This window comes from Phocaeicola sp. ICN-14070 (assembly GCF_037892625.1).
Classification (GTDB): Bacteria; Bacteroidota; Bacteroidia; order Bacteroidales; family Bacteroidaceae; genus Phocaeicola; species Phocaeicola plebeius.
In genome coordinates this window covers 1-13,375 of sequence record NZ_JBBKBF010000081.1, presented here as the reverse complement: position 1 = coordinate 13,375, position 13,375 = coordinate 1, and the positions used below count along the sequence as shown (strand labels likewise).

General features: G+C 47.3%; 10 protein-coding genes. 1 reads left to right on the top strand and 9 read right to left on the bottom strand.

Annotation, left to right across the window (positions count from 1 at the left end; translation table 11 throughout):
• Positions 1-231 precede the first annotated feature (231 nt).
• From secDF to dapB, 9 genes are all read right to left on the bottom strand, one after another.
• Positions 232-3,225: a protein translocase subunit SecDF gene (gene secDF, locus WKT20_RS16185; RefSeq protein ID WP_340417708.1), complete on the bottom strand. Its 2,994-nt coding sequence runs from the start codon at positions 3,223-3,225 to the stop codon at positions 232-234.
• A gap of 205 nt (positions 3,226-3,430) precedes the next feature.
• Complete coding sequence (locus tag WKT20_RS16180; protein WP_118243196.1) at positions 3,431-5,524, bottom strand: M3 family metallopeptidase; 2,094 nt, start codon at positions 5,522-5,524, stop codon at positions 3,431-3,433.
• An 18-nt stretch (positions 5,525-5,542) separates the two neighbouring features.
• Positions 5,543-6,601: an endonuclease/exonuclease/phosphatase family protein gene (locus WKT20_RS16175; RefSeq protein WP_118243198.1), complete on the bottom strand. Its 1,059-nt coding sequence runs from the start codon at positions 6,599-6,601 to the stop codon at positions 5,543-5,545.
• Entirely contained in the window at positions 6,598-7,491 is an 894-nt protein-coding gene (locus WKT20_RS16170; protein ID WP_118164869.1) for a rhomboid family protein, read from the bottom strand. Before WKT20_RS16170 ends, WKT20_RS16175 begins: the two co-directional genes overlap by 4 nt.
• Positions 7,466-8,140 (bottom strand): rhomboid family intramembrane serine protease, encoded by a 675-nt coding sequence (locus WKT20_RS16165; protein WP_007559445.1) that lies wholly within the window; start codon positions 8,138-8,140, stop codon positions 7,466-7,468. Before WKT20_RS16165 ends, WKT20_RS16170 begins: the two co-directional genes overlap by 26 nt.
• A 66-nt stretch (positions 8,141-8,206) precedes the next feature.
• Entirely contained in the window at positions 8,207-8,857 is a 651-nt protein-coding gene (locus tag WKT20_RS16160) for a WbqC family protein (protein WP_118164872.1), read from the bottom strand.
• A 16-nt stretch (positions 8,858-8,873) separates the two neighbouring features.
• Positions 8,874-9,791 (bottom strand): signal peptidase I, encoded by a 918-nt coding sequence (gene lepB / locus WKT20_RS16155; RefSeq protein ID WP_340417707.1) that lies wholly within the window; start codon positions 9,789-9,791, stop codon positions 8,874-8,876.
• 3 nt (positions 9,792-9,794) lie between these two features.
• On the bottom strand, positions 9,795-11,219 hold the full coding sequence (locus WKT20_RS16150) for a S26 family signal peptidase (protein WP_340417706.1): 1,425 nt from the start codon (positions 11,217-11,219) through the stop codon (positions 9,795-9,797).
• Between the two features lie 2 nt (positions 11,220-11,221).
• Entirely contained in the window at positions 11,222-11,977 is a 756-nt protein-coding gene (gene dapB / locus WKT20_RS16145; protein ID WP_007559449.1) for a 4-hydroxy-tetrahydrodipicolinate reductase, read from the bottom strand.
• Positions 11,978-12,060: 83 nt separating this feature from the next.
• Between dapB and WKT20_RS16140 the strand changes: the two genes are divergently transcribed.
• Positions 12,061-13,332: a DUF2851 family protein gene (locus WKT20_RS16140; protein ID WP_117670019.1), complete on the top strand. Its 1,272-nt coding sequence runs from the start codon at positions 12,061-12,063 to the stop codon at positions 13,330-13,332.
• Positions 13,333-13,375: the final 43 nt, after the last annotated feature.

Genomic DNA, 13,375 nt, shown 5'->3' with positions numbered 1-13,375 from the left:
GGATGAAAAATAGACCGTAGAAAACGCCCTTACGTTTGATTCAAAACACAAGTGCATTCGAATCAGAACGCAAGGGCGTTTTACTTAAAATACAAGGACATTTAAAACCAAACGCTTAGGAGTTTTAGACCAAACACCTAAGCGTTTTTTTCACACCCACAAATATATCAAAAAAGCGGCTGCTTTCACGAGGAAAACAGCCGCTTTCAAACATTATATCAGATTTCTATTTTATTCTGCTTCACCAACTTGTTTCGGCATCTTATGGCCCATTGTCAGGTAAGCTACCGGAGCAGCTACGAACAATGAAGACAATGTACCGATTACTACACCCAGAATCATGGCGAATGCGAAGCTGCGGATGCTGTCACCACCAAGGATGAAGATACTCAGCAACACAATCAACGTACTCAAAGATGTGTTGATGGTACGACACAGAGTCGTGTTCAAAGAATCATTGAACAACTGTGTACGGTCGCGTTTCGGATACAAACCGATGAACTCACGCACACGGTCGAAGATTACCACCTTATCGTTGATAGAGTAACCGATTGCGGTCAGAATTGCACCAATGAATGTCTGGTCGATTTCCAAAGAGAACGGCATCCATCCATAGCACAAAGAGTAAGCACCTATAATTAACAGGGTATCTACCATCAATGCTACTGTAGCACCAATACTGAAGGCGATGTTGCTGAAACGGATCAAGATATACAAACCGATGGCAATCAAGGCCAATACTACAGACCATACGGCTGAAGTCTTAATATCATCGGCAATACTAGGACCTACCTTCTGAGAACTGATGATAGAACCTCCGGCACGATTATCACGGTCGATAAAGATTTCCAATGTAGTACCTTCACCCAACAGATTACCTTCTTTCAATGCATTGTAAAGGAATTCCTCGATTTCTGCATCGATTGTAGGAGAATCTTCGTTGATACGGTAGTTGGTAGTTACACGGACAGTCTTTCCATCTGTACCCAAAGCAATAGCCTGTACGTTTGCGTCGCCTACTTTCGGCTGCAACAAGCTACGTACGGTTTCCGGCTGTACAACCTGTTCGAACTGAACCACGAAGTTACGTCCACCGGTGAAGTCGATACTCTGTGCAAGACCACGTACAAAGAATGAAATGATACATACTACAATGATAGCTCCCCAGATAGTGAACGAGCGTTTCGTAATACCCATGAAGTTATAGTGTACATTCTGCATCAGGTTCTTTGAAATACCTGTAGTGAATGTCAGGTTCAACCACTTGTCCTTATTCATGAAGTGTTCGTAAACCAGACGAGTCAAGAACACAGCTGAGAAGAATGAGCAGAGGATACCGATAATCAAGGTAGTGGCAAAACCACGGATCGGACCAGTACCGAAGTTAAACAGGATGATACCTGTAATGATAGAAGTCAAGTTAGAGTCGAAGATAGCAGAGAATGCATTCTTGTAACCTTCAGCCAATGCCTGTTTGGTTCCCTTACCAGCACGGAGCTCTTCTTTCGTACGTTCGTAAATCAATACGTTCGCATCCACAGCCATACCCAGTGACAATACCATACCGGCGATACCAGACATGGTCAATGCAGCCTGGAATGAAGAAAGGATACCCAGTGTGAAGAAGAAGTTGATGAACAACGCACCGTTAGCCACCATACCCGGAATGAATCCGTACATTGCACACATATAAATCATCAGGACAATCAAAGCCACGATGAAAGATACGATACCCTGGTTGATAGATTCCTGTCCCAGAGACGGACCTACGATGTCTTCCTGTACGATACGTGCAGGAGCCGGCATCTTACCAGATTTCAGCACGTTAGCCAAGTCTTTTGTAACTTCCGGAGTAAAGTTACCGGTAATCTGTGAGTTACCACCCGTAATTTCAGAGTTTACGCGCGGAGCACTGTATACATATCCATCCAATACGATAGCGATTTCCTTACCGATATTCTTCTTAGTCAGGGCAGCCCAGCGACGAGAACCTTCTGTATTCATAGACATGCTTACACAAGGCTTGTTGAACTGGTCGTATTCATCTTTTGCATCAGTTACTACATCACCTTCCAGCGGTGCACGACCGTTACGTTCTGTCGACTTAATAGCATACAATTCGAAGATACGTCCTGTCTTGTCCATATCCGAAGCTTTCACGCCCCACATCAGTTTCAAGTCGCGCGGCATTACTTCCTTCACAGCCTTCATGTTCAGGATACGGTTTACATCAGCAGTATCCTTATAGTCAGCATAACCAACGATACAGCCTACACCACTCTGATTCAACTGCAGTACAGCCAGCAACGGATGTTCTTTCTTCAGTTCTTCAATATTTGTGTTAGAAGCAGTAGCAGTTTCACCCTTCAATGCAGCAGCCAGACTGTCTTTTGCAGATACAGCAGAAGCCTCAGCTACAGCAGTTGTATCAGCTTCTACCATTGCAGAATCAGCAGGAGCATCTACATTTAGCAGGCCACGTGCGCGGTTATCAGCAGAAGCCAATACCGGAACGATGTCTTTTGCTTCAAATGTTTCCCAGAATTCCAGGTTAGCAGAACCCTGTAACAGTTTTCTCACACGTTCTGGTTCCTTGATACCCGGCAATTCCACCATGATACGGCCCATCTTACCTTCCAGTGTCTGGATGTTTGGCTGAGCCACACCAAAGCGGTCAATACGTGTACGCAAAACATTGAATGAGTTATCCACAGCAGCACTCACCTCTTCACGTAATACTTTTTCTACTTCAGCGTCTGTACTACGGATATTTACTTTATCCTTCAACTGCTGAGTTGCAAACAATTCGGCAAGTTTGCCTTCCGGTGCCAGTTTCTTGTATTCTCTGATAAACAGCGTAATAAAGTCTTCCTGGCTGTTAATTTGCAATTTTGCAGCTTCTGCTACAGCTTTATTGAAAGCTTCATCCGGTTTGTTGTCGGCCAACGCCTTCACTACATCTGGTACAGAAACTTCCAGAATGACGTTCATACCACCTTTCAGGTCCAAACCCAACCCGATTTCCATCTCACGGCATTGTTTCAGCGTATAAATCCCCAACCACACCTTCTGATTCTGCATGGAATCCAGGTAATGTGCCGAACCTTTCGGGTCCTCAGCCGCCTTGTTCATCTGATAACGTGTAACGAATGAGAACGAAAGATAAAAAGCACACGCAAGGGTCAGTAATACCGCAAAAACCTTTACAAATCCTTTGTTTTGCATGTTACTTTAGTTTATTATATTTACTTTTAAAATTTGATACGTTTATTCAAGGTTGCAAATATAGTTTTTTTTTCATTTATATGCGGAAAGGATTGTAAATATTTAAGGCTTAGAGCCTAAAAAAGGGAGTACGGCTTGCAAAAATGAAGCCATACTCCCTCTTTACATTATACTCTGTACAGATTTCTCTTGCTATCCGAACATTTTATTTCAATCCGCGAGTCTTCAGCAACGCATCCAAGCTGGGTTCTGCCCCACGGAAGGTTACATACAGTTTCATCGGATCGTCTGAACCGCCTTTTTCCAGAATGTTCTTACGGAAAGAAGTTGCGGTAGTCTGGTCGAACAAGCCATGTTCCTTGAATGCCTCAAAAGCATCTGTATCCAGACGTTCAGCCCAGATATAGCTATAATAACCAGCTGCATAACCACCCATGATGTGGTTGAAGTAAGTAGAACGATAACGAGGCGCAATCTGCGGGATCAATCCCAATTTGTCCATCAACTGCTTTTCAAACTGAAGCACGTCGAATCCTTCCATCGTTGTCAGGCAGTGCATTTCCATATCCAGAATGGCAGCTGCCAACAGTTCTGTGGTCATAAAGCCCTGGTTGAACAATGCCTGATTTTCAATCTTGGCAATCAGAGAATCAGGGATAACCTCACGAGTCTGGTAATGTTTCGCATACATTTTCAACACTTCAGGTTCTACAGCCCAATGCTCCATAATCTGTGAAGGAAGTTCCACGAAATCCTGAGCAACAGACGTACCAGACACACCTTTGTACTTACACTGAGTCAGCAATCCGTGCAATGCATGTCCGAACTCATGATACATGGTGCGTGCTTCATCGATTGTCAGCAGAGAAGGAAGGTCACCTGCCGGTTTGGTAAAGCTGGCCACATTATAAATCAACGGACGGACACCTTCCTGCTGCTCACGGAAGTTACTCATCCAGGCACCGCTCCGTTTGCTGGCACGAGGCATGTAGTCGCTATAGAACACGCCTAACAGTGAACCGTCAGCATCCTTCACAATGTAAGTCTTCACATCCTTATTATATACAGAAATAGAATCACAAGGAGTCAAGGTAATGCCATACAGTTTGTTGACTACCGTACACAGTCCATTGTGTACATCTTCCTGACTGAAATAAGGCTTGATGGCATCTTCATTCAAATCATATTTTTCCTGACGAAGCTTTTCAGCGTAATACCACCAGTCCCATGCTTCCAGTTTCTCACCTTTTCCTTCACGGTCCATAATTTTCTGCAACTCAGCAGCTTCTGCTTTGGCATTCTTGATAGAATATTCCCACAGGCCATACAGCAGGTCAAGTGCATTCTTCGGGTTCTTCGCCATGTTGTCAGCCAACTGATACTCTGCGAAATTGTTGAATCCCATCAGCTGTGCCTTTTCCAGACGAAGAGCAAGCACCTTTTTCAGCACTTCCTTGTTGTCATTGGCATTGCCACGGTTACCCAGGCTGGTATATGCCTGATAGATATTCTTTCTCAGTTCACGGTTCTGAGCATACTGGAGCAACGGAGTACGGCTGGATTCCTGCAAGGTAAATACCCATTTACCGTCTTTTCCATGTGCCTTGGCTTCCTGTGCAGCCCCTGCAATGACTGCATCCGGCAGACCGGCCAAGTCTTCTTTCTTATCTACCACCAGCAGATAATCGTTGTTGTCGGCCAGCACATGATTACCGAACTCAATGGTCAGTGTAGAAAGCTGCTTGTTGATTTCACGCAGACGTTCCTGCTTCTGTGCATCCAGTCCGGCACCAGAACGGATAAATTCCTTATAATATTTATCCAGCAAATAATGCTGTTCGGTGGTCAGCTGAATCTTTCCAGCCTCTTCCTGATCATGAACAGCAGCCACTCTCTTATACAGCTCCTGATTCAGGAAAATATTGTCGCTGTGTTCAGACAGCATCGGAGCAATCTTTGCTTCCAGCGCCATCATTTCGTCATTGGTATCTGCTTCTGTCAAAGCAAAGAACACACCGCTCACACGAGCCAGAATCTCCCCGCTGTTGTCCAGCGCCACAATCGTATTTTCGAAACTCGGTTCCTCCGGATTTTCCACAATAGCCTTGATTTCTTCATTCTGCTGTTCAATACCTTTCAGGAAAGCCGGCTCATAATGTTTCACCTTGATACGGTCAAAGTCAGGTGTTCCATAAGGGGTTTCAAACTCAGACAGGAACGGATTGCCCGTGTCTGCCGCCTGCTGCCCGCAGGCACATACCATACAACTCATAGCTGCTGCAAAAATTAAATTCTTCATCTTTTATTTATTATCAGGTTATAACTTCTCTACCAGGCACCACAGCGGATAATGATCAGATGCCGAAATGGAATTGTCCACACGGCATTTCAATACTCTAAATCCCTTGTTCACAAATAAATGGTCTATGCGGAAATACAGAAAATTCCGGTTATACGAGAATCCCGGTCCCCAGCCGGCTTCACGATAAGCATCTGTCAATCCTTTTCCGATGGTGTGATGCGCATACGAAATAGGAGAATCATTGAAATCACCGCATACCAGCAGATACTTACCTGACTGCCGGGAGATGGCCTGTGCCACCGAATCAGCCTGCGGTCCACGGATGGCCACGGCATCAGCTAATTTATGCAACAGGTATTTACTGTCCGATTTCACGTTCTGTTCTTCAGGCGATTTCAGCAATCCCTCGTATACTTCCTTATCATGCGCATCCAGTTTATTCGATTCCAGATGATTGCATATCAACGTCAGTGTATCCCCTTTTATGTTTAGCCGAAGTAAAAAACTGGCATTACTCCCACTTTCATAAGGAATCTGTTCTACCGAGAGAATCGGGAATCGCGACAGGCAAGCCATCCCATTTCCGTTAGACGCTTTCAGCAACTTTCTGTAAGGATACATAGGGAAAACCTTCCTAGTCTCTTGAGCATCCCACTGATACTCCTGCAGACAAACCACGTCTGCATCACTTTCCTGAATATAATGTTGCACGGGACGAGATTCATTTTCCGCATCTCCGTACATATTCATAACGTTGTAGGTCAGAAATTTCAGTACATCCCCGTCTGTAGGTTCTTCCCCTCCTCTAAACGGAGTATACGTCGCGACTGCCCCTCCTCCTGCCAGTAAGAGTAGCAAAGGAATGCACATAAACTTCCATCCATGAAACAGCCCCACTACTGCAAGAACAATCAAAGCCAACAAGAAAAAGGGAAAAAACAACCCCGCACAAGCCAGCACCGGATGAGCCACCGGCGATAGAAGCGGACTGTAAGCACAGCACAAAAATCCGGTCCCGACAACCAGGTTTCCTAAAATAAAGACTCCTCTAAACGTATGTTTCCAAATACTCATTTCTTACTTGCATCAAATAAGCTTTTTTTCTCGTCATCCGTCAGACTGTTATAGCCCGACTTACGCAGTTTGTCCAGAATCCGGTCAATTTCTGCCTCACGTTCCTTTTTCCGGGCATTGTATTCATAATCCGCCTGACGTCCTCCGTAGTGCACCTTCATCTTGGGCTTACGCTTCACCGGACGTCCCAAGCCTGCAAACCAGTCGCACACCAGGTTTATCCATTTCGTGGCATCATGACCGCTCTGCAATCCTGCCGCAAACCACCATCCGGCCAGTGCACCACCCAGATGTGCAATGTGCCCGCCTGCATTCTCAGAAGTCATGAACAGCAAATCAAGCGCCACCATAAACAGAGCCACATATTTCAGGCGTACCGTACCGATAAATAGGAACTGCACCGGATAATTCGGTTCACGTACACTTACCGCCACCACAATGGCCAACACAGAAGCCGAAGCACCCAGCAAATAGGAAGAATACACGGCATCCTGAAAATAAGGAAACACATTATATGCCAGCATATAAAGCAATCCGCCACAGATACCTCCCAGGAAATAAAGTCCGCGCAAGTGCTTCGACGAGAAAAAAGCTAAAAACAGACGACCGAACCAGAACAGCCACAGCATATTAAACAAGATGTGCAGCACACCGGCATGCATGAACATGTAAGTAATCAGGGTCCAGGGCCTACGGATAAAAACTTCCGTCCATGCCGGCAGTTCCAGATAGTTCATCCATGGCAAAAAAGGCACATTGAACAAAGTCAGAAAAATCTGCACCAGTGTCACTGCCAGAAACACCGCCACGTTCACATACACCAGACGCAGCACAATGTCTCCCTGCTGGAACTTTCTTTTCAAATCAGTAATAAATCCGTCCGCCGCCATTTTTCTTTCTCCAATAAACAATCAGTATCAAGCCGAACAACATACCTCCCAAATGAGCGAAATGGGCTACTCCGTCATTGCTGCCCAGTCCCAGAAGCAACTCCAGCACGGCATATCCAATCACGAAATACTTCGCCTTGATAGGCATCGGTATCGGGAAAACAAACATCTGACTGTTAGGAAACAACATACCGAATGCCAGCAAAATGCCATACACCGCTCCCGAAGCACCTACGGTAGTCAACTGGTTCAGAAACGCATCCATAGGAATGATACCCAGTCCCGTGTTGACCGAATCGTAATTCGACCATACGGTCAGATACTCCACATACTGCACCACTTCCTGAATCAGACCGGCGCCAATACCACAAATCAGATAATACGTCAGGAAGCGTTTAGGTCCCCACACCTGTTCCAGTACCCGTCCGAACATCCATACCGCAAACATATTGAAGAAGATATGCGAGAAATTGGCATGCATGAACATGTAAGTGATAAGTTGCCCCAGGTTAAAATCCGAAGCCAGGAAAAAGTGAAGCCCCAGCATATTCTCTATATCCACTCCGTATTTTCGGGCCACAAACATTCCGAAGAAACAGAGCACATTGATAATAAGCAGGTTTTTCGTTACTGTTGGAAGATTATTCATATTGTTAAATCATTGATTCAGTTACAAATGTACAACATAAAATCGGGTTTGAAGGAATATGTATCCTTAAATTTCATTGAACGTACGCACCGAGTCACGCAGCACCAGCAAACTTTCCGGTCCCATATTGAACAGCAGGTCAATCACACTGAGATTAGGCAGAAAACCCAACTTCTGGTCAAACACCTGATAGTAAGGTTTAGGAAAGAATGCCTTGTCTGCCTCCCGATAATCCCGTTTGGGATGAATCAGTTCCCGGAAATCATCGGCACACTCCACCTCCGACATGTATTCCTCGGTAGGTATCAGGCGAGGTTCCATGTCAATCTGCCGGCACACCCACTCACACAGTTCCAGGTTAAAGTCGAACAGAAACTCATATTTTTGCTCAAAGAACCGGTGAAACTCATCCGCATAGTAATCAAAGAAAGGACTATGCTTGTAAGCGGCTACAAACGCATTCCAGTGCACATGCCGCCAGTTGCCATGGTCGGAAATACGTACATCCTTCATCACACACTTCAGGTCATCACTCTTTTCCGTCGGAATGGTCAGTGCCAACGGCCCGTCGGCCGATGCAATCACACACCGGTTACGGTAAGTCTGCTTCATGTAGTGGTCATAACGCTCCACACACACCGAAGGATAAGCAAAAAGTTTGGTATAATATTCTACGGGAGCCAGATAGGCCGACCCCAAAATCACTTCATTCTTCATTCTTTCTTAGTTTATATCATTGCACCCGCTGCCAGAAGCGCCCCTTCCGCGAAGAGTACCAGATGCGCCAGGCCTTCCCTATCAGGTGGTCCTCCGGTACGAACCCGAACAAGCGGGAGTCACAAATATTCACCGGATCATTGGAAGCCACCCAATAATAATCCTTGCTAAACGTATAAGTCTCCACGGGCTTCCCTTTCACATACAACGTATCACGGAGGATTTCCGCAGGCTGGTGTTCATGTGCCACAATCGTATTGCAGAGCAAGGTCACATTCCAGGGATACACCTTCACCGGAACGCCTTTTGCCGGAATCACATACGGATGCACTTCCGTACGGTTCTTTTCATCCAGCGGAACCAGTGGAATCCGTCCCTCCAGTTTCTGCGAAATCAAATAATATTCATATTGGCTGAAACTCCGTATATACCCCCCGTCGGAAGTATATCCGGCCAGCGTATTTCCTTTGATACCCAGCACCGACAGCACGGTCAGCATCAAGTCTTCCGAGGATACCGGATAAGCATACAGCGATTTGGCGTCCGGACTGAGCACCTCTCCGCCCACACAGTTCAGGTCGGCATCCAGCATCAGCGTATCTCCCGGCGTGCCGATACAGCGGCTGATAAACAGCTCTCTCCACTCTATCCCTCTCTCCACCTGCTGGGGATGAGGGTTATTGAACAAGAGAATATCCCCCTTCTCCGCGCGCGAAGATGCCAGCCGATGATAGCCGAAAAGCGAACAAAAAGGCAAACGCAGCCCGTAGCTCCACTTGCTGACCAGAATCCGTTCTCCCTGATAAAGAGAATTTTCCATCCCGGAAGAAGGAATTACACAAGTCGTCACAAGCAGGGTCCGCACCAGCCATACGGTCAACACCGTCAGGCCGGCCGCTCTCAACCACCACCATCCGGACTTTCCTTTGTTCATAGATTATTTAATGGAATCCACAAACTTAAACAGACGGTTCCAGCGAATCTTTCCGTCAAACCAACCACGATCCTGGTTCAGCGACAGCCAGATAAAAATAGGTTTACCCACAATATGGTCTTCCGGCACAAACCCCCAGAAACGTGAGTCGGCCGAATTATGACGATTGTCACCCATCATCCAGTAATAATCCATCTTGAAGGTGTATTTCGTCGTTTCCTGTCCGTTGATGTAGATTTTTCCATCTTTCACCTCCAGGCTGTTGCCCTCATAGTTCTTGATCGGACGTTCATACATCGGTAGGTTATCCAGTGTCAGGTCTATGGTAGCCCCCTTCTTCGGAATCCATATCGGACCATAGTTATCTACTGTCCAGCCCGTCAGCTTGTTATCCGGATACAGTCCGCCCGTATCATCATCCGGCACGTTTTCAATGGAAGTTACCAAATCCTTCCGTGCCAGCAAGGCAGCCTTCGCCTTCTCAGTCAACGGCATGTTATACACCGATTCCTCCGTATAACAAGCCATCAGGTCCTCTTGGCTGATGCCCAATTCATGACATAAATCCTCCGGCAGCATGCCCTTGGTATACACCAGATAACGATACTGCACATTATCCGGCTCCTTGTTGGCCTTACCGTCCAGGTAAATAATCCGGTTCTTGATTTCCAGTGTCTGGCCCGGCATACCCACACAACGCTTCACGTAATTCTCTCTCCGGTCTACAGGACGGGTAATCACCTCACCATACAGCTGCGGATTTTCGTCAATATACTTGCGTCCTACCGCGTAATAATAATCATACACATCCCGTTGCTGCTCCAGATTCAGGCTGGCCAAGTCAATAGGCTTCGAAAGTTGCTTGCCGATGGCATAGCTCATGCGATAGATGTCTTCTGCCGGATTGCCGGTAGCCACCGTATCCCCTGCCGGGAAGTTGAATACTACGATGTCATTCAGCTGCACCTCTCCCAGTCCGGTCACCCGTTTGTAGTCCCACTTCGGCCATTCCAGGTACGACTTGCAGTTGAACACCGGCAGCGTATGCTGCGTCAGCGGCATGTGGAGCGGTGTCTGCGGAATACGGGCACCATAACTCATCTTGCTTACAAACAGATAGTCGCCCACCAGCAGCGATTTCTCCAGCGACGAAGAAGGAATCACATAGTTCTGAAAGAAGTACAGATTCACAAAATAGACTGCTACCAGCGCAAACACGATGGCATCCACCCAGCCCATCACCGTCAGCACGGTCTTGTTGGTCGATTTCTTCCACCATGTCCAGGGAATCTTTTTGGAAATATATGCGTCAAAGATGAACGGAACCACTACCAGCCCCAGCCAGCTTTTCAACCAAATCAGGAAAATCAGGTAAAGCACCAGCACTATGCCGAACTTTATCCATTGTTTACGCGATGCCTGTATCATACTCAAAACTGAAATAAATCATTCATACCTAAGAAGCCCTGGTGTGCAGCCGTATATTCTGCAGCCAGCACCGCTCCCAATGCAAACCCCTTGCGGTTCTTTGCGTCATGTGTAATCACGATAGAATCAGCCTCCGATTCATATTTGATGGTATGGATACCCGGCACTTCCCCTTCGCGGATGGCACTCACGGGCAATTCATCCGGTGCACAGTCGGTCGTACCCGTCACCGTACCGTCGGGAGCAGTCAGTGTGCCCATCACCCATTTCTGCTTGCGGTCCAGATTTTCCAGAATCCCTTCAGCCAGCGTAATGGCCGTACCACTCGGGGCATCCAGCTTGTGTACGTGGTGGGTTTCTACCATCGACACATCGTAGTTCGGGAACTGGTTCATAATCTTTGCCAGGTACTTGTTCACCGCCGCAAAGATAGCCACACCCAAGCTGAAGTTAGACGACCAGAACAACGTCTTACCTTCCTCCTGACACAGACGGCGCATCTCTTCGCCATGCTCTCCCATCCATCCGGTACTGCCCGATACCACTTTCACCCCATTCTTGAACGCCTCCAGACAGTTGCCGTAAGCCACTGAAGGAGCCGTAAATTCAATGGCCACATCGGCTGAGCGGAAAGCCTCTGAAGCAAAATCTTCCCGATTATTTATATCAATGATACTCACAATTTCATGACCTCTGGAAAGGGCGATTTTTTCAATTTCCTTTCCCATCTTTCCATATCCAATTAATGCAATTTTCATAATTCTGATGATAATTTTATTCGCAAAGATAGTGTTTTTCAGTATTAATCATTACATTTACCCAACATTTACAGCTCGTTAACATGGAACATCTACTCCAGTTTGTATGGAAGCACAAGCTTTTTCCGCTCACTCCGCTGCATACCACGCAAGGACAAACCGTGGAAGTCATTGACCCCGGACTCCCCAATCCCGATGCAGGACCCGACTTTTTCAATGCGAAAATCAAGATAGACGGCATTCTGTGGGTGGGAAATGTAGAAATCCACGTGCACGCTTCCGACTGGAAACGCCACCACCATCATCAGGACCGCGCCTACGACTCTGTGATTCTGCATGTGGCTTCCGACATCGATGCCGAAACCTTCCGCACCGACGGCACACCCATCCCGCAAATGGAGCTGCACTATCCGCCCTACCTGTTAGACAACTACCGCGAGCTGATTGAAACCAGCCATTACCCGGCCTGCTACCGCCTCATCCCTCGCCTGCCCAAACTCCTGCTCCACAGCTGGCTCTCCAGTCTGCAGACGGAGCGTTTCGAACAGAAGACACAGCGCATCCAGGCCCAGCTTACCCAAAGTAAAGGCGACTGGGAACAAGCCTTTTTCCTCACCTTAGCCCGCAATTTCGGTTTCGGCACCAACAGCGACGCCTTCGAGCAATGGGCACAGACCATTCCCTTGCAAGCCGTCAACAAGCACCGCGATAATCTTTTTCAGATAGAAGCCATTTTCTTCGGGCAGGCCGGCCTGTTGCAGGAACTCCCGTCCGACGACTATTCCGCTCAGCTTACCAAGGAATACGCCTACCTGGCCCACAAATTCGAGCTACAGCCCTCCGAACACCTTCGGTGGAAAATGCTCCGCATGCGTCCGGGTAACTTTCCGCACGTACGCATCGCCCAGCTGGCCAACCTCTACCACCGTTCCCAGGGCATGCTCTCTCAGTTGCTGCTGGCCTCTACGGTGAAAGAACTGCGCGACCTGCTGCGTGGAGGTACCTCCCTTTACTGGCTTACCCACTACGTTTTCGGCGAATCCTCGCCTGCCCGTCCGAAAACCCTCAGCGACGCCTCCATCGACCTGCTGATTATCAATACCGTGGTTCCCTTCCTCTATGCTTACGGCAAGCACAAAGGCGAAGAACGGCTCACCGAACGTGCCGGCAACCTGCTGGAGCAACTTAAACCGGAAAATAACTACATCATCCGGCTGTGGAAAGAATGTGGTCTGCAAGCCGCCCATGCCGGCGACAGTCAGGCACTCATCCAACTCAAAAAGAATTACTGCGACACCAAGAAATGCCTGTTCTGCCGCATCGGATACGAATATTTCAAGAAAAAAGAAGGTTAAAAACCCTTCTCACCCCTTACACACGAGTCTTTCATTAAATCAG